Source organism: Methylobacterium sp. 174MFSha1.1 (assembly GCF_900116815.1).
Taxonomy (GTDB): domain Bacteria; phylum Pseudomonadota; class Alphaproteobacteria; order Rhizobiales; family Beijerinckiaceae; genus Methylobacterium.
In genome coordinates this window covers 1-17402 of the sequence record NZ_FPCB01000073.1, presented here as the reverse complement: position 1 = coordinate 17402, position 17402 = coordinate 1, and the positions used below count along the sequence as shown (strand labels likewise).

The 17402-nt window shown below is 71.2% G+C and carries 15 protein-coding genes, 1 tRNA gene and 1 pseudogene; 7 read left to right on the top strand and 10 right to left on the bottom strand.

Going from position 1 to position 17402, the window contains the following annotated elements:
- From BM430_RS33180 to BM430_RS33170, 3 genes and pseudogenes are all read right to left on the bottom strand, one after another.
- Positions 1-222: pseudogene (locus BM430_RS33180) on the bottom strand (IS110 family transposase); the annotation flags it as partial.
- Positions 223-488: 266 nt separating this feature from the next.
- Complete coding sequence (leuB, locus tag BM430_RS33175; RefSeq protein ID WP_093571436.1) at positions 489-1595, bottom strand: 3-isopropylmalate dehydrogenase; 1107 nt, start codon at positions 1593-1595, stop codon at positions 489-491.
- A gap of 65 nt (positions 1596-1660) precedes the next feature.
- Complete coding sequence (locus tag BM430_RS33170; RefSeq protein ID WP_093571435.1) at positions 1661-2602, bottom strand: polyprenyl synthetase family protein; 942 nt, start codon at positions 2600-2602, stop codon at positions 1661-1663.
- 230 nt (positions 2603-2832) lie between these two features.
- Here BM430_RS33170 and mtgA point away from each other — a divergent pair, with 230 nt between their 5' ends.
- The 3 genes from mtgA (at position 2833) to BM430_RS33155 (ending at position 5280) form a co-directional block, all read left to right on the top strand.
- Positions 2833-3456 (top strand): monofunctional biosynthetic peptidoglycan transglycosylase, encoded by a 624-nt coding sequence (gene mtgA, locus BM430_RS33165; protein ID WP_244539782.1) that lies wholly within the window; start codon positions 2833-2835, stop codon positions 3454-3456.
- Positions 3457-3787: 331 nt separating this feature from the next.
- Positions 3788-4786: a DUF4424 domain-containing protein gene (locus tag BM430_RS33160; protein ID WP_093571434.1), complete on the top strand. Its 999-nt coding sequence runs from the start codon at positions 3788-3790 to the stop codon at positions 4784-4786.
- Positions 4787-4938: 152 nt separating this feature from the next.
- Positions 4939-5280 carry a hypothetical protein gene (locus tag BM430_RS33155; protein WP_048450482.1) on the top strand — a complete coding sequence of 114 codons (342 nt, stop codon included), beginning with the start codon at positions 4939-4941 and terminating at the stop codon, positions 5278-5280.
- An 87-nt stretch (positions 5281-5367) separates the two neighbouring features.
- On the opposite strand, the gene BM430_RS33150 is transcribed toward BM430_RS33155, so the two are convergent.
- A complete protein-coding gene (locus BM430_RS33150) occupies positions 5368-6609 on the bottom strand; it encodes an argininosuccinate synthase (protein ID WP_093571433.1) in 1242 nt (413 codons plus the stop codon).
- Between the two features lie 191 nt (positions 6610-6800).
- Between BM430_RS33150 and BM430_RS33145 the strand changes: the two genes are divergently transcribed.
- The gene (locus tag BM430_RS33145; RefSeq protein ID WP_093571432.1) at positions 6801-7427 is read left to right on the top strand and encodes a 2-hydroxychromene-2-carboxylate isomerase; all 627 of its coding nucleotides are present in this window, start codon (positions 6801-6803) and stop codon (positions 7425-7427) included.
- A 4-nt stretch (positions 7428-7431) separates the two neighbouring features.
- Here BM430_RS33145 and BM430_RS33140 read toward each other — a convergent pair whose 3' ends face one another.
- From BM430_RS33140 to BM430_RS33130, 3 genes are all read right to left on the bottom strand, one after another.
- Positions 7432-8799, bottom strand: coding sequence for an MFS transporter (locus BM430_RS33140; protein ID WP_093571431.1), 1368 nt, complete (start codon positions 8797-8799; stop codon positions 7432-7434).
- A 414-nt stretch (positions 8800-9213) separates the two neighbouring features.
- Positions 9214-10185: a PDR/VanB family oxidoreductase gene (locus tag BM430_RS33135; RefSeq protein WP_093571430.1), complete on the bottom strand. Its 972-nt coding sequence runs from the start codon at positions 10183-10185 to the stop codon at positions 9214-9216.
- A gap of 6 nt (positions 10186-10191) precedes the next feature.
- On the bottom strand, positions 10192-11283 hold the full coding sequence (locus BM430_RS33130) for an aromatic ring-hydroxylating dioxygenase subunit alpha (protein WP_093571429.1): 1092 nt from the start codon (positions 11281-11283) through the stop codon (positions 10192-10194).
- Between the two features lie 307 nt (positions 11284-11590).
- Here BM430_RS33130 and BM430_RS33125 point away from each other — a divergent pair, with 307 nt between their 5' ends.
- Entirely contained in the window at positions 11591-12496 is a 906-nt protein-coding gene (locus BM430_RS33125; RefSeq protein ID WP_093571428.1) for a helix-turn-helix domain-containing protein, read from the top strand.
- Between the two features lie 70 nt (positions 12497-12566).
- Here BM430_RS33125 and BM430_RS33120 read toward each other — a convergent pair.
- Both BM430_RS33120 and BM430_RS33115 read right to left on the bottom strand, forming a co-directional pair.
- Positions 12567-12642 (bottom strand) — tRNA-Asn (locus BM430_RS33120).
- A 79-nt stretch (positions 12643-12721) separates the two neighbouring features.
- Positions 12722-13156 carry a hypothetical protein gene (locus tag BM430_RS33115; protein WP_093571427.1) on the bottom strand — a complete coding sequence of 145 codons (435 nt, stop codon included), beginning with the start codon at positions 13154-13156 and terminating at the stop codon, positions 12722-12724.
- A gap of 228 nt (positions 13157-13384) precedes the next feature.
- On the opposite strand from BM430_RS33115, the gene BM430_RS33110 reads away from it, so the two are divergent.
- The gene (locus BM430_RS33110; RefSeq protein WP_093571426.1) at positions 13385-13744 is read left to right on the top strand and encodes a hypothetical protein; all 360 of its coding nucleotides are present in this window, start codon (positions 13385-13387) and stop codon (positions 13742-13744) included.
- 3 nt (positions 13745-13747) lie between these two features.
- The gene (locus tag BM430_RS33105) at positions 13748-16285 is read left to right on the top strand and encodes a PBP1A family penicillin-binding protein (protein WP_244539781.1); all 2538 of its coding nucleotides are present in this window, start codon (positions 13748-13750) and stop codon (positions 16283-16285) included.
- 27 nt (positions 16286-16312) lie between these two features.
- On the opposite strand, the gene BM430_RS33100 is transcribed toward BM430_RS33105, so the two are convergent.
- Complete coding sequence (locus tag BM430_RS33100) at positions 16313-16867, bottom strand: hypothetical protein (protein WP_093571425.1); 555 nt, start codon at positions 16865-16867, stop codon at positions 16313-16315.
- Positions 16868-17402 lie beyond the last annotated feature (535 nt).

The following is a 17402-nucleotide window of genomic DNA, read 5'->3' as shown; positions in this document are numbered from 1 at the left end:
CAGGCGCACCTCGTGGCCCAGAGCCCGGATCTGGCGCGCCCAGTGATGGGCGGTGGCGCAGGCCTCCATCGCCACGATGGTGGCGGGGATCTTCTTGAGCGCCGGCAGCAGCTTGTCGCGCGAGACGCGCTCGGTGCTCACCACGGCGCCCTGCGCGTCCTGGGCCTCGAACTGGAAGACGGACTTGGCGATGTCCAGGCCGATGATGCTAATCTGCGTCACGGACGGTCTCCTCGGTTGGGTGTCAGACGACCTCAACCTGGCACTTATGATGCCGGCGGGGGCCGTCCACCCCAACATCCCGGGGCTCGCTGCAAGCGAGAACCCGGGATCCATAAACGCCGACGGTGCAGAGTGGTACGGAACGCAACACGCCGGATTCTGTGACCTCGGCGGTTATGGATCCCGGGTTCCGCTTTCGCGGCCCCGGGATGACGTGGAGTGTTTCACGTCCGTCGGGCTCGGCCGATAACCCCGGCTCGTCCTGCTCAGCCCGCGAGGGCCTGCAGCTCGCGCACGATGGCGTCACCCATGTCGGTGGTGCCGACCGCGTTGGTGCCCGGGCTGGCGATGTCGCGGGTGCGGGTGCCGCCGGCGAGGGTCCGGGTGATGGCGCTCTCGAGCTGGTCGGCGGCCTCCAGCAGGCCGAAGGAGTAGCGCAAAGCCATCGCCAGCGAGCCGATCATGGCGATCGGGTTGGCGAGGTTCTGGCCGGCGATGTCCGGGGCCGAGCCGTGGACCGGCTCGTAGAGGGCGCGCCGGGTGCCGTTCTCGACCGCGCCCAGCGAGGCCGAGGGCAGCATCCCGAGCGAGCCGGTCAGCATCGCCGCCACGTCCGACAGGATGTCGCCGAACAGGTTGTCGGTGACGAGCACGTCGTACTGCTTGGGGTTGCGCACCAGCTGCATGGCGCAGTTGTCGGCGAGCACGTGCTCCAGGCCGACATCGGAATACTGCTCGGCATGGAGCTTGGTCACCGTCTCCTTCCACAGCACGCCGGTCTTCATGACGTTGTGCTTCTCGGCCGAGGCGACCTTGTTGCGGCGCTTGCGGGCGAGGTCGAAGGCGACGGCGGCGATGCGCTCGATCTCGCCGGTGGTGTAGATCTGGGTGTCGATGGCGCGCTTCTGGCCGTCCTCGAGGGTCACGATCTCCTTCGGCTCGCCGAAATAGACGCCGCCGGTGAGCTCGCGCACGATGACGATGTCGAGGCCCTCGACCAGCTCGCGCTTGAGCGCGGAAGCCTCGGCGAGCGCCGGGTAGCAGATCGCCGGGCGGAGGTTGGCGAACAGGCCGAGGTCCTTGCGCAGGCGCAGCAGGCCCGCCTCGGGGCGCTTGGCATAGGACACACCGGCCCATTTCGGCCCGCCGACGGCGCCGAACAGGACCGCATCGGCGGCCTTGGCGCGGTCCATCGCGGCTTCCGAGAGCGGCACGCCGTGGGCGTCGATCGCCGCGCCGCCGACGAGGTCGGTCTCGGTCTCGAACTGCGCGATGCCGGCGCGGGTGAACCAGCCCAGCACCTTGGAGACTTCCCGCGCCACCTCGGGGCCGATGCCGTCGCCGGGCAGGAGCAGGATCTTGTACGTGGCCATGGCGTGACCTTCTTTCGAAGAGGGATGGGCGGGAGGAGGCAATCCCCCGCCGGGATCCGAGAAACTTACGACTTGCGGGCGACGGTGAAGCGGGCGGCCTCGCAGAGCGTCGCGGCGGCCTCGCCCCAGGGCTTCAGCGCGGTCTCGCACTCGGCCACCAGGCGCTCGCACTCGGCGCGCGCGCCGTCGAGGCCGAGGCGGTCGACGAGGGTCGCCTTGCCGGCATCCTTGTCCTTGCCGGTGCGCTTGCCCATCGCCTCGGACGAGGCTTCGCGGTCGAGGATGTCGTCCGCGACCTGGAAGGCCTGGCCGAGCGCGCGGCCATACGACAGGAGCGCCCGGCGCTCCTCGGGCGAGGCGCCGCCGACGAGCGCTCCGGCATCGACCGAGAAGGCCAGGATCGCGCCGGTCTTCATCGCCTGGAGCTGGAGCGTGGCGTCGACGTCGAGGTTGGCCGGGCCGAAGCGCCCCTCCGCCCCGAGGTCGAGGAGCTGGCCGCCGACCATGCCGCCGAGACCGGAGGCGCGGGCGAGGCCGAGCACCAGCTCGGAGCGGATCAGCGGGTCGGCCTGCCAGGCCGGATCGGCGACGATCTCGAAGGCGAGGGTCTGGAGGGCGTCGCCGACCAGGATCGCGGTCGCCTCGTCGTACTTCTTGTGCACGGTCGGCTGGCCGCGGCGCAGGTCGTCGTCGTCCATCGCCGGCAGGTCGTCGTGGACGAGCGAGTAGCAATGCACCAATTCGACGCCGGCCCCGGCGGCCATCGCGCCCGCGAACGGCCCGCCGAGCATCCGGGCGGTCTCGATGGCCAGGAACGGGCGCAGGCGCTTGCCGCCGTTGAGCACGGCGTGGCGCATCGCCTCCATCAGCCGGGGCGGCCGGGCGATCTCGCCGGCCTGCACCGCGTCGCCGAGGCGCTCGGCGAGGAAGCCTTCGACGGTCTTGGCCACGGCCGAGAGCCGCGCCGTGAAATCGCCTGCCTGCGGGTATCCTGTGGTGCCGGCCATCGTATTTTCCTGGGGACGGCCCGGCGTCGTAACCTGCGGGGCCCGCGTTGACGTCATGGTGGCCTCGCCGACGGGCACGCCGAGAGGAGGAGCGAATTCAGGAGCCGCGCGTCACGGCGGACAGCCAGGGAGGCGTGCCGCAGCCGCTGCGGGGCTTGGTCCCGGCAAGCGCGCCGCCGGTCCGGGCCCGCGGGCGGCGGCTCTTGCGCGCCGTGCTCCTGGTACCCGTCATGGCGGTCGTCCTCGTCCTGGTCCTGGCGCTCGTCTATCGCGCGCTGACCCCGCCCTCAACCCTGATGCTCGGCCGCTGGGCCACGCTCCAGCCGGTGACCCGCGAGGTCGTGCCGCTGGAGGCGATCGCGCCGGCCCTGGTCCAGGGCGTCGTGGCCTCCGAGGACCAGCGCCTCTGCCTGCATAACGGGGTCGACTGGGACGCCCTGTGGAGCGTGGTCGACGACGAGGACGGCCCGAGCCGCGGCGCCTCGACGGTGACGATGCAGACGGTGAAGAACGTCTTCCTGTGGCCGGGCCGCTCGTACATCCGGAAAGCTTTGGAGATCCCGCTCGCGCTGATGGTCGACGTGGTCTGGGGCAAGCGCCGGACGATGGAGATCTACCTCAACGTCGCCGAGTGGGGGGAGGGGATCTTTGGGGCCGAGGCCGCCGCCCGGCACTGGTTCGGCAAGCCGGCGCGCGACCTCACGAAGGGAGAGGCGGCCCTGCTGGTCGCCGCCCTGCCGAACCCGATCCTGCGCAACCCGCGCCGGCCGACCCGTGCCTTGCGGGCGCTCGCCGGGCGGATCCAGGGGCGCACGGCGGGGATCGGGGGGTTGAGCCAGTGCGTGCGGCCGTGAGGTATCATGTCCCGCAGCATGTTTTGGAATGTTTCAGCTTCGCTCATGATCTCGAAAGTAGAGTGCATCTCCCCTCTGCCGTTTGGGAGAGGGGCCGGGGGTGAGGGTGGCTCGGGTTCAGAATGAAGCGCCGGCTGTAGAGCTGCCAGCACCGCGGTTTGAGCTTTACGCGGAAGCGTGTCACCCTCACCCCTACCCCTCTCCCACACGGGAGAGGGGATCCCGCGACTTCCCGGTGATGGGGTGAAATCAGCAAAAACCTCAGGATGTCGATTGCAGCCGTCACCCGATCTGCCGTAAGCGAGGCCGTGCGAAGCACGGGGAGACGGCGATGGCGTGTGATGGGGTTCGGATCCTTCTGGCTGCGTGCGCCCTGGCGCTCTCCCTGCACGCGCCGGCCCGCGCCAACGACAGCGCTGCCGCCCTCGATGCCGGCGGCCTGGTGCTGGTGCGCGATCCCGACATCACGCTCGCCAGCGAGGACCTGCGCATCGGGCTCGACCGCATCGCGGTCGACTACGTTTTCCGCAACGGCGCGGCGGCGCAAAAGACCCTGCGGATCGCGTTCCCGCTGCCGGCGATCGACGGGGCGCAGATCTCGACGAGCGCCCTCAGCCTGCCTTTCGAGGACCGGGCGAACTTCGTCGGCTTCACGGTGACGGTGGACGGCGTGCCGGTGACGCCGCAGCTGGAGGAGCGGGCCTATCTCGGCCAGCGCGAGGTGACCGACCTGCTCAAACGCCACGGCCTGCCGCTCAACCCGCTGCGGCGCAACGACCTCGAGGCGGCGGTGAAGCGCCTCAAGCCGGCGGCTCAACAGGAACTGGCCAAGGCCGGCCTGATGTCCGACCCCTCCGACATGCCGGAATTCCTGTGGCGCAGCGAGGCCAAGTTCCATTGGGAGCAGACCTTTCCGCCCGGCCGCGAGCTTCGCGTCTCCCACACCTACACGCCTGTGAAGGGTAACCACCTGCTCGCGGCCGACGAGGCGAAAACGCCCGCCTACCGGGCCCGCTACTGCCTCGACGATGACGGCCTCGCCGGGGTGCGGCGCCTGATCGCCGCCTCGCCGATGAAGGATCAGGGCCTGACCCGGGCGGTCGAGGTGCCCTACATCGTCACGACCGCGCGCAACTGGGCCGGGCGCATCGGCCGTTTCACCCTGACGGTGGACAAGGGCAGCCCGACGGCGCTGGTGAGCTTCTGCCGCAAGGGCGTGCGCAAGACCGGGCCCACCACCTTCGTGTGGGAGGCGAAGGACTACGTGCCCGACGCCGACCTGCGCATCCTGATCGTCGCCAACGACGACGCGCTGCTCGGGATCCGGTAGCAGGCCCCAGGTTGCGTCGAGCCGGCGAACCTTCCTGGCCCGACGCGACTTTCCGTGAGGGCCGTCCGGAACGGGACTGGCGCGGCGGCCTTTCCCCCCGTAACACCGGCCCCGCCCGCCCTTCGCGGCGCGGCCCTTACAAGGGAAGCACGATGTTCACTCTCGAGATCGACGGCACGCCCGTCGCCATCATCCGGTCGAACGAGGAACGGGCCCGGGAGCTTCTCGAGGTCGAGGGCTTTCAGGACGACCTGCGCACCATGAAGAGCGACGGCCGGCCGCTGTGGTCGGGCAAGGCCGAATCGCTGAAGCTGCGCCCCGCCACCGAGGACGAGGTCGAGACCTTCGAGGACTCGATGGACGAGGAGGATTTCGAGGACGAGGACGAGCCCAAGGCCGCCAACGACAGCCAGGGCGAGACCGACGACGAGGACGAGGAGGACGACGTCGACATCCTGTTCCTGGTCGATATCGACGACGAGGACGAGGAGTAAGACTCTAAGCCTCGCGGCCGGCGTTGCGCCGGCCGCATCGTCTCGCGTGCGAGCCCGCTCCGTCGCCGGAGCGGGCTTTTTTTGTCGTCAGGCGCCCAGCTTGCGCTTGCGCTGCCCCAGGGTCCGCAGCCGGAGCGCATTGAGCTTGATGAAGCCCGCCGCGTCGCGGTGGTCGTAGGCCACGGCGCCCTCCTCGAAGGTGACGAGGTCCTGGTCGTAGAGCGAGTTCGGACTCTCGCGGCCGATGATGTGGACGCCGCCCTTGTAGAGCTTCAGCCGCACCGTGCCGGTGACCATCTCCTGGCTCTTGTCGATCAGGGCCTGGAGCATCTCGCGCTCCGGCGAGAACCAGAAGCCGTTATAGATCAGCTCGGCGTAGCGCGGCATCAGCTCGTCCTTGAGATGGGCCGCGCCGCGGTCGAGGGTGATCGACTCGATCGCCCGGTGGGCCGGCAGCAGGATCGTGCCGCCAGGGGTCTCGTACATGCCGCGGCTCTTCATGCCGACGAAGCGGTTCTCGACGAGGTCGAGGCGGCCGATGCCGTTGGCCCGGCCGAGCTCGTTGAGCTTGGCCAGCAGCGTCGCCGGCGACATCGCCTCGCCGTCGATCGAGACCGCGTCGCCGCGCTCGAAGCCGATGGTGATCACGGTCGGGGTGTCGGGCGCCTCTTCCGGCGACAGGGTGCGCGAATAGACGTAGTCCGGCACGTCCTGGGCGGGATCCTCCAGCACCTTGCCCTCGGAGGAGGCGTGCAGGAGGTTGGCGTCGACCGAGAACGGCGCCTCGCCGCGCTTGTCCTTGGCGATCGGGATCTGATGCTGCTCGGCGAAGGCCAGCAGCGACTCGCGGGAGCGGAAGTCCCACTCGCGCCAGGGGGCGATCACCGTCACGTCGGGCTTCAGGGCGTAGTAGCCGAGCTCGAACCGGACCTGGTCGTTGCCCTTGCCGGTGGCGCCGTGGGACACGGCGTCCGCCCCGACCTTCTCGGCGATCTCGATCTGCTTCTTGGCGATCAGGGGTCGGGCGATCGATGTGCCGAGGAGGTAGACGCCCTCGTACTGGGCGTTGGCCCGGAACATCGGGAAGACGTAGTCGCGGACGAACTCCTCGCGTAGGTCCTCGATGTAGATGTTCTCGGGCTTGATGCCGAGCAGCTCGGCCTTGCGGCGGGCCGGCTCCAGCTCCTCGCCCTGGCCGAGATCGGCGGTGAACGTCACCACCTCGCAGCCGTAGGTGGTCTGGAGCCACTTGAGGATGATCGAGGTGTCGAGGCCGCCCGAGTAGGCGAGCACGACCTTCTTCACGCGCTTCTGGGGCTGGTCGGACATGCGGGGCGGGCCTCGGTAGAGTGGGAACTGAACGGATGCGCGGGGGCTTACCAGCCCGGCCCGGCCCCGTGCAACCGCGCTGCCAAAGTTCCCATCCCCGCCCGTGGCGATGCGACGCCCGGGGCGGCGCTTGTGGGCGGCGCTCGCGGACGCGAAGGTGCCGGATCAGTCCGACGGTGAAGAGGGGTGCGATGCCGCGCCGGCCCACGCTCGAATTCTGGTTCGAGTTCGCATCCACCTATTCCTACCTCGCCGCGATGCGGATCGAGGCGCTGGCCGAGACGGCCGGCGTCGCCGTGCGCTGGCGCCCGTTCCTGCTCGGGCCGGTCTTCGCCGCACAGGGATGGACCTCCTCGCCGTTCAACCTCTACCCGGCCAAGGGCCGCCACATGTGGCGGGACCTCGCCCGCGAGGCCGCCCGCCTCGGCCTGCCGCCGGTGGTGCGGCCGGAGAGTTTTCCGCAGAACAGCCTCTCGGCGACCCGGGTCGCGGTCCACGGCGCCGGGGAGCCGTGGATCGGCGCCTATGTGCGGGCGGTCTACACGGCGGAATTCGCGCGAGGACAGTCGATCGCCGAGCCGGCGGCGATCTCCGCGCTCCTCAACGGCCTCGGCCTCGACGGCCCGGCGCTGATCCGCGCCTCGACCCAGGAGCCGGTGAAGAGCCGCCTGCGCTCGATCGGCGAGGAGGCGAAGTCCCGTGGCCTGTTCGGCGCCCCGAGCTTCCTCACCGAGGACGGCGAATTGTTCTGGGGCAACGACCGGCTGGAGCAGGCCCTGGACTGGGCGGTGGGGGAGCGGCCGGCGGGGCTGCGGTAGGACGTCATCCCCGCACCGCCGACGCGGCACCCGGCACCGCCCGCGCCGCCTCCGCCGGCTCCCGCGCCGCGACCCAGCGTAAGGCGAGCGCCGCCACGAGCATCGGCACGGCGAGCGCCACGCAGTAATCCGGCCGCTCCCAGCCCGCCGCCATCAGCATCCCGGCGAGGCCCGGGCCGGTGACGGCGCCGAGGCGGCCGACGCTCATGGCGAGCCCGGTGCCGGTGGTGCGCACCGGGGCCGGGAAGATCGGCGGCACCACCGCGTACATCGCGTTGATCGAGCCGTAGAGGCAGAAGCCGATGGCGAGGGTGGCGGTCAGCAGTGCCGCCGGCGTCGCCGGCACCTGGCCGAAGGCGGTGGCGGCGAGAAAGAGCCCGGCCATGAAGGCGGCCGCCAGCCGCCGCGTCCCGGCGCGGCGGGCGAGGAAGCCGAACAGCAGGCAGCCCGCGGCGCCGCCGAGATTCATCAGCATCGCCCCGGAGATGCCGCCGCTGACGCTGAGGCCCAGCTCGGTCAGCACCTTCGGGGTCCAGCTCAGGAAGAAGTAGCAGGTCGTCATCACGCAGAAATACGCCGCGCAGGCCGCCAGCGTCCGGCTGCGGTAGGGCGGGCGGGCGATGGCGGCGAGGCTGGCGCCGGTCTCGGTCTCCGCCCGCGACGGCGCCGGCAGGGCTTTGAGCGCCGGGCGCCCGAGGCGCGCCAGAACCCGGTTGACCTTCGGCAGCGCGCCCTCCGGGCGGCGGGCGATGAGGTAGTCGAGGGATTCCGGCAGGAAGGCCAGCACTGCCGGCACCAGCGCCAGAGCGACGAGGCCACCGAAGACGTAGACCGAGCGCCAGCCGTAAGCCCCGATCAGGTAGACCGAGAACACCCCGCCGAGCGTCGCGCCGAGCGGATAGCCGAGCGACATCAGCGAGATCGACAGGTTGCGCCAGCGGTCGGTGGCGTATTCGGCGACCACGATGTTGACGGTGGCGAGCCCGCCGCCGATGCCGAGCCCGGTGAACAGCCGCACCAGGGCGAGCTCGGTCAGCGTGCGGGTCGCGGCCGCCGCCAGCATCCCGACGCACAGGATGGCGAGGCAGACGAGCACGGTGGTGCGCCGGCCGAGCCGGTCGCTCAGGGGGGCGATCAAGAGGGCGCCGAGCCCCATCCCGGCGAGGCCGGCGCTGAACAGGAGGCCGAGATCGGTGGGCTTCAGGGCGAAGTCCTTGGCGATCGAGGCGGCCGTGAAGGCGACCACCAGCACGTCGAACCCGTCCAGCGCGCAGATCAGCACGCAGACCGCCACGGCGGCGACCTGGAACGGGGTCATGGCGCCCTGGCGGATCGCGGCGCGGGGGTCGGTGGGGTCGGGGGTGGTGGACACGGCGTTCCTCCGGGATGTTTTGATTGTCTTTTTCGACGAGTTTCAGTGCGGCGGCGTGCGTTGTGTTATAGGCGATGGATCGGTAGAGATATTAAGTCTGAAGATCCGGAATAATTCCCCGTGACAGGGGTATAGAGGACGATCTCGTCTGGCTCCGCCCTTTCCCGGACGACTGGAGCGTCAGCGGAAGGAGATCCGGGATCCAGCGCAAAAAGTCGCGAAGCGTCTCTATGTCTGCAACGGTGCAGCATACAGAGCCGCTTCGCGGCACTTCTCGTGCTGGATCCCGGATCTCCTTCCACTTCGTTGCAGTCGTCCGGGAAAGGGCGGGGAAAAAAGGCGTCGTTCGCCCGTCGGCGCTCGGACGATCCCATCGTGGACAGCACGGAGGGCACATCTACCGAACTGTCGGCCTCACCCCGCCCGATCCGCCGTATCGATGGTGATCCCGCCGCCCACCACCCGCGACACGCAGGTGCAGAGCTGGGCGTTCGTCGCCTTCTGCGCCTCGCTGAAGAACACGTCGCGGTGATCGACCGTGCCCTCGGCCTCCAAGATCTTCACCGTGCACAGGCCGCACTCGCCGCGCCGGCAATCGTGGATCATGCCGACGCCCGCCGCCTCCAGGGCCTCCAGCATGGTCTGGTTGCGGGGGACGACGATCTCCTTCGACAGGCGCGGGATGCGGACCGTGAACGGCTCGGTGGCGTGACGGCCGCCGGTGCCGAAGGTCTCGAAGCGCAGGCCTTGCGCCGGTCGCCCGGCCTCGGCCCAGGCCCGGCGGGCCGCCTCCATCATGCCGAACGGTCCGCAGACATAGGCCTCGGCCCCGGGAGCCAGATCGGTGATCGCGCCGGCCAGGTCGATCCGCCGGCCCTCCTCGTCCAGGAAGACCTCCAGCCGGTCGCCGATCCGCGCCTGCAGGCTGTCCGCCAGCGCCAGGTCCTGCCGGGTCCGGGCGGCGTAGAGCAGGCGGAAGGGCGCGCCGGCCTGGTGGAGCGCCAGCGCCATGGCGTGGAGCGGGGTGATGCCGATGCCGCCGGCGACGAGCAGGTAGCCGGGCCGGCCCAGGGTGAGGCCGAAATGGTTGCGGGGGCCCGAGATGCCGAGCCGCGCCCCGGGCTCCAGCCCGTGCATGTAGGCCGAGCCGCCGCGGCTGTCGGGCAGCCGCTTCACGGCGATGCGGTAGACCCCGTCCGCCCCGGAATCGAGGAGCGAGTAGGAGCGGGTATCCGGCCGCTCGCCGATCATCACCGCCACCCCGAGATGGCTGCCGGGTGGGGCCGGCGCGGCCAGGCGCGACGGTTCGATTTCCAGGAGGCGGATGTCGGGCGTCAGCGCCCGGGTGGCGCGAAGCCGCGCGGGGATCCAGTCGGTCAGGGCCATGGCACGCTACTCCGCCGCCACGCCGACGGGCTTCGCCTCGCCCGGGGCTTCCTTGGGGGCCTCCCTGGCGATCATCCCGTCGATCAGGCGGTGGGCCCACAGGGAGCCGGCATCGATGTTGAGGTTGTAGAACGGCTGGCGCGGCTGGCGGTCGATCGCCCGCTGCTGGGCCTCCAGCACGGCGTGGTCCTGGTCGTAGACGCCCTTGCCGTCGTTGACGTGGGCCCGGTTGAGGGACTTCGTCAGCTCCTCGTCGTCGGTGCGCCAGCTGCGCACGAAGTTCCAGAAATAGTGGCAGCTCGTGGCGGTCTCCGGCGTGATCGCCGCGAGGAAGAAGCCGTTGACGCCCTGGCTCCGGTCGCCCTGGCGGGCGCCCGTGCCGGCGACCGCCACCCCGACATCGCCCGCCACCACGGTCGGCGCCTCGAACCGGATGATCTGCCAGCGGTCGACGTGATGGCCGGGCCTGCCCAGGTTCCGCGCCCAGAACGGCGGCGGCTCGATGTTTTCCATCCAGCGCTCCACCGTCACGCAACGGTCGGTGTGGGTCACCTCGAACGGGCTGCGGGTGATGGCCTCGTCGCCGATGCTGCCGGCATGCACGTAGGTCTCGTGGGTCAGGTCCATCAGGTTGTCGATGACCAGCCGGTAATTGCATTTGAGGCCGTAGAAGGTGCCGCCCTCGCCGACCCACGGCGCGTCGCTGTTCCAGTGGAAGTCCGGCACGAGGTCGGGATCGGCGAGCGCCGGGTCGCCCATCCAGAGCCAGATCAGGCGGTAGCGCTCCAAAGCCGGGAAGGCGCGCACGCAGGCCGAGGGGTTGATGGTCTCCTGCGCCGGCATGAAGGTGCAGCGGCCGGTCGCATCGAAGACGAGGCCGTGATAGCCGCACATCACTTGGTCGCCCTTGAGGTGGCCGAGCGACAGCGGCATCAGCCGGTGCCAGCAGGCATCCTCGAGGGCCGCCACGGCCCCGTCGGTGCGGCGGTAGAGCACCACGTCCTTGTCGCAGATCCGCCGCGGCGTCAGCGCCCGGCCGATCTCGTGGTCCCAGGCCGCGGCGTACCAGGCGTTCAGGGGAAAACCCTTGTCGCTCATCGTTTCCTCCGGTGTCGGCACCTCGCGGGTCTTGTCGCCGCGCGGAGGTCCGTCGTGGGTGCGAAAAACTTGGCCGTATACGGTCGCCGGCTCCGGTCATCGCCGAAGATCCGCGCGCCGGCCGGGCATGTTGCGCCGCACAAGAGTTTCGCCAGCCGGATCAGCCGTTTGGAACTGGTCCGGTTCGATGGTGCGACGCTACCGGCGACGACCCGCCCGGACCATGGACGCTCCCCGGAATTTCTTGGACGGATCCGGCGCCGCGCCCTACCCTCGGACCGGGAGGAACTCGCTGGGGGACTTCGCGATGCAGACGCGGCGGGAGCGGCCGATTCCGGTGTTTCGCCTCTACGGCGAGACCGCCGAGACCACGGTGCCGAGCTTCGTCCATGCCGAGCGGATCGGCACCAGCGCTGCCCTGCACGATTGGGAGATCGCGCCCCACCGTCACGGCGCGCTGACGCAGGGGCTCGTCGTCACGCGCGGCCACGGCGCCCTGTCGCTCGATGCGCGGCGCGAGGAGTTCTCCGCCCCTTGGCTGATCTGGGTGCCGTCCGGCGTGGTGCACGCCTTCTCGTTCCGGCCCGGCACCGACGGGGTGGTCCTGTCGCTCGCCGACGACTTCTTGGCCGCGATCCTCGATCCCGATCCGGAGGCGGTGCCGCTGCGCGCCACCGCCGAGGCGCCGTTCAGCGGGCGGCCGGGCTCGCCGGAGGAGATCGACCTCGATCTCGCGGGCCTCGTCGAGACCCTCGGGCGGGAGGCCGCCGGCGCCCTGCCGGGGGCGGCGAGCGCGGTGGCGGCTCTGGCGAAGCTCCTGGTCGTCGGCCTGCTGCGCACCCGCGCCGCCCGCGCCATCACCGAGCCCGCGGCGCTCGCCCGCGCCGACCTGCACCGCCGCTTCCGCCGCCTGGTCGAGGCGCATTTGCGCGAGGGCTGGCCGGTGGCGCGCTTCGCCGCGGCGCTCGGCGTCAGTCCCGACCGGCTGCACGCCGCCTGCACCGAGGCGGTGCGGCGCTCGCCGCAAGGCATCCTGCACGACCGGCTGATGCTGGAGGCCAAGCGCAGCCTGATCTACACCACGCTGCCGGTCTCGAAGATCGCCTTCGATCTCGGCTTCAACGATCCGGCGTATTTCTCACGGTTCTTCGCGGCCCGCGCGGCTCTCAGTCCGGCGGCGTTCCGTCGTGCGCATCGCGGGGAGGAGGCCTGACGCGCCGACAGCATCGCGGGCGAGCAGTGCGCAACCGCGGAGTCCGGATCGATTGTCAGGAGAAGGAAAGTGGCTCCCCGAGTAGGACTCGAACCTACGACAAGGCGATTAACAGTCGCCTGCTCTACCAACTGAGCTATCGGGGAACGCTGCCGGCCCTGTTCGGCGCCGACGAGGGCTTATTAGCCAGTTCACTCAGGGAGCGCAACCCCGATATGACGGGGGTCAGCGCGGCGGGCAGGCCGCGCCGAACGGGCCGACCACGAGGTCGCCGTCGCGGGGGTTGTTGAGCACGAACGGCTCGGTGCCGCCCTCGCCGAACCCCATCAGGCCGAGATCGTAGTAGCAGCGGTCGAGGACGGCCGTGAACGTGTAGCTGTCCTGCGCCACCGGCGGTCCCGCCGGGACGAGGCGCCCGTGGGGCCCCCGCGCCGCGCAATGGGCCGCGATGTCGACTCGGCCCGGGGCGAGCATGCGGATCGAGCGCGAGGAATGGGGCGGGATGCCGACGCTGGGACCGCCGTTGCGGCTCGCCACCGCGAAGTAGGGCGAGCGATTGATGACGCGCCGGACACAGCCGGCCTCCGCCGCGCTGATGCCGCCGGCGAGCAGAGCCGCCGCCGCCGACCACCGATAGAGCCGCTTCATGCCCGGCCGCATGGCTGTTCGCCTCTCTTCACCGCGAAGGACCTCGTGACATCGACAACCTAACGCACCGGTGCGGAACGGCCAGGCTTTCGGCCGGTCGCGCGTCTTGCCGGCCTGGGAACGGAACGGCAGAGCTTGGCGTTGAGTTCCGTTCCCGCGCGTGGCGACGGCACCCAGGTGCCGGGCCGCGCCGGCCTCGCCTGAATTTCGACTTCGTCTGGATCCCCGCCCGGAGCCCCGATGCGCATTCGTTCCCTGTTGCTGGCCCTGTTCCTGCTCACCGGCCTCGGCGGTCTCGCCGGCGCCTCGCCGCTGATGCCGAGCGCCGCGGTCACCACCGCCCTCGACCAGCCCTCCACGGTCGAGACCGTGCGCTGGCGCCGCCACCGCCACTGGCACCGGCGGCACTGGCATCGCCGCCACTGGCACCACCGCCGCCATTACCGTCGCCACTGGCACCACCGGCGGCACTGGCACCATCGCCGCCATTACGGGCGCCATCATGTTCGCCGGCACCGCCACGGCATCCGCCGGCTGCATTTCAGCCGCCCGGCCGCCCGGCCGGTGCGCTGGATCGAGCCCCGTCAGGCCGGACGCTGAGCCTTGAGCGAGCGGCCGACCGAGCCCACGCCCGACGGGCGCCCCCGCGACTGGCTCGACCTCGGCCGGGCCGGTCGGCCGGCCGGCCCGGCGGAACCCCGACCGGCGGAACCGCCCCCCGAGGGAGCGCCGCCGGAGGGTCGGTTCGCGGGATTCTCCCGCGCCGCCGCCGGGTTCGGGGCGCGGCTCGGCCCGGTCGCGCGGTCGGGCGTCTCGCGGGTGCGGGCGGGCGCTGCCCGCCTCGCCGGCCACCCCGCGACTCAGGCCGCCGCCACCGCGACGGCGGCGGCCTGGCGTCCGGTCGCCGCGCGAGCCCGGCTTGTGCCGTGGCTGCGCGTGACGGGGGCGGCGGCCGCCCTCGCGGTCGGCCTCGTCCTCGCCTACACGGTCTATGCGCTGGCGACCCTGCCGGTGAATGGCGGGCTCACGGTCGAGCCCACCGCCTCGGCTCTGGTGGTGCGCGCCGCCGACGGGCAGGCCTTCGCCACCCGCGGCGTCATCAAGGGGGCGAAGCTGGCGCCCAAGGAAGTGCCGCCGGTCCTCGCCAAGGCGATCGTGGCGATCGAGGACCGCCGCTTCTACGAGCATCACGGCGTCGATCTGCGCGGGCTGCTGCGCGCGGCTTTCCGCAATGCCGCCGCCGGCGGTACCCGCGAGGGCGGCTCGACCCTGACCCAGCAGCTCGTGCGGATGAGCTACCTGTCGCAGGACCGCACCCTGAAGCGGAAGGTGCAGGAGGCGGTGCTGTCCCTGTGGCTCGAAGCGCAGCTGCCGAAGGACGAGATCCTCACCCGCTACCTCAACGCAGCCTATTTCGGCGCCGGCGTCTACGGCGCCGACGCGGCGTCGCAGCGCTATTTCGGCAAGCCGGCCAAGGACCTGAGCTTGAGCGAGGCCGCCATGCTGGCGGGCCTCGTCCGCGCGCCCTCGCAGCTCGCCCCCCACCGCAACCTCGACGGCGCGCGGGGCCGCGCCGCCCAGGTGCTCGACGCGATGGTGGAGACCGGCGCGGTCACGAAGGCCGAGGCCGACGCGGCCAAGCGTGCCCCCGCCACCGTCCGGGTGCCGACGGAGACGCCGGTCGGCACCAACTACTTCGTCGACAACGTCGCCGATTCGGTCCGCACCCTGATCGGCGCCGGGCCGGCCGACGCCACCGTGCGCACGACGCTCGACCTGACGCTGCAGAACATCGCCGAGAGCGTGCTCGCCCGCCGCCTCGACCAGGACGGCGAGCGGCGCAAGGTCTCGCAGGGCGCGCTGGTGGCGATGGCGCCGGACGGGGCGATCCTCGCCATGGTCGGCGGGCGCGACTACGCCGACAGCCAGTTCAACCGCGTGACGCAGGCCAAGCGCCAGCCCGGCTCGCTGTTCAAGCTGTTCGTCTACCTCACGGCGTTGCGCCAGGGCTATCGGCCGGACTCGCCGATGATGGACCGCCCGACCCAGGTCGGCGAATGGGAGCCCGAGAATTACGGCGGGCGCTACCGCGGCGCGGTCACCCTGCGTACCGCCTTCGCGCACTCGATCAACACCGTGGCGGTGCAACTGGCCGAGACCATGGGGATGCCGGCGGTGATCGAGACCGCGCGCGGCCTCGGCGTCACCTCAGACCTGCCGAACCTGCCGAGCCTCGCCCTCGGCTCGGCCGAGACCACGCTCCTCGAGATGACCCGCGCCTACGCGGCGGTGGCGGCGGGCGCCGAGACCATCGAGCCCTACGGCGTGCGCCAGATCCTCGCCCGCGACCAGGCGCTCTACACCCGGCCGCAGACCGCGCCGACTCCCGCCCGCGACCAGCAGGCGCGCACCGCGATGCTCGACCTGCTCAGCGCCGTGGTGCGGGAGGGCACCGGCAAGAACGCCCGGGTCTCGGTGCCCGCCGGGGGCAAGACCGGCACCACCCAGGACAGCCGCGACGCCTGGTTCATCGGCTTTGCCGGCGATCTCGTGGTCGGGGTCTGGCTCGGCAACGACGACAACTCGCCGATGGCCGGCGTCACCGGTGGCGACATGCCGGCCCAGATCTGGCACGACTTCGTCGCCCAAGCCCTGGCGGCGCGGGCCAAGGCCACGAAAAGCGAGGCGGGCAAGGGCGAAGCGGGCAAGGGCGATACGGCCAGGCCCGAGGCGGCCCGCCAGGCCCCCGGAACCTCCCCGCTGCCGCAGACGGCGAGCATCGCCGAGCCGGAGGCCGATCCGCGCACGCGCGACCTGACCGGCCGCGCCGTGCTGCGCGGCAGCCCGGCGGTGGTCGATACCGGCACCCTCGATTTCGACGGACGCACGGTGCGGCTGGCCGGGGTCGACGGGCTGTCGGGCCGCAACGCCCGCGAGCTCGGCCGCTACCTGCGCCGACGCGACGTCGCCTGCGCGCCGGCGGGGGAGGGGGGTGTCTATCGCTGCTCCCTCGACGGGCAGGACCTGTCCGAGCTGATCCTGTTCAACGGCGGCGGCCGCGCCAGCGCCGACGCCACGCCGGATCTGCTCGCCGCCGAGGAGCAGGCCCGCTCGAACCGGATCGGGATCTGGCGGCGCTGACGCCGGCTCGGGGCTCCTTGGCTGGAGCTACTTGGCCGCGAGGCAGGGAGCGAGCGCCGCCTTGAGCCGGCCGGCATCGGCGGATGAGATCGGCACCGTCACGAGGATCGGGGCGTCGCCCTTGCGCGGGCTCTCCTGGCGCCAGCGCAGCTCTCCCGGCCCGGCGCCGGCGGCCCCCGCGACCGCCCTGATCGGCGCGAGCCCGGCCGCCTCGCCGCGCAGCGACGCGGCGACGCCGAGGGAGAAGGTCGTGCCGTCGACCGCGACGGCGCCGCTCGCCGGCAGGCGGACGGCCTGAGCGACCGTGATCTCGGTCAGCGGCTTGCGGGTGCCCGTCGGGCCCTCGAAGGCGCCGAAGTCGAAGCGTTTCTCCAGGGACTCGAAGTCGGGGACGTCGAAGCCGATCGACAGGGCGCCGGTCTGGTTACGCGACAGCGTCGTGGTGCAGCCGAACGCCATCGCGACCGCCCGGCTCTCGGGGCCGATCACCGCCTTGCCGGGCAGCTTCACCTCGGCCGCGAGGGCGGTGCCGCTCCAGGAGAGGGCGGTCAGCAGGAGGAGGTTCCTCCAAGGCGTCATCATCGGTGTCTCCGGCGCGCGTGACGGTCCTGCCGGGCTACAGGCGCCGGGACGGACGCGCCAGATGGGATCGCGTCTTCTTACTCCTGTCCGGATCGTGGAGTCGGAGTTCCATGACAGTCTAATTGATTGGTCGCGTCGGCCGAGCCGGCATGCATATCGATAACTCTCCACGTCATGTATGGACGGCCCCCGTTTTGTATGGACGGCCCCCGTTTCGCAAGGGTTTGTGAGCATCGGTTTGAGCCAGTCGGTTCAGGAGCAGTCATGTATCCGGCCTCTGATGCCGTCGTGCCGCCGCGGTTGATGCGACGAGGACGACGGCGGGCCACCAAGGGGTGCGCACAAGCGTTCCTTGCGAAGAACCAGGCTTCCAACATCCCGACGCGCTGTGACGCGCGATGACGTGGCGGAGTGTCCTGGTCCCAGGTCCCTCATCCTGCTCTGGCCTTGGCCGTGCTTACAGCTCCTTGCTCACCGAAGGTCGCGTCCCGCCGCTCCTCAAGCGGCGGCGGGACGCGACCGGCCTGCCTGACCG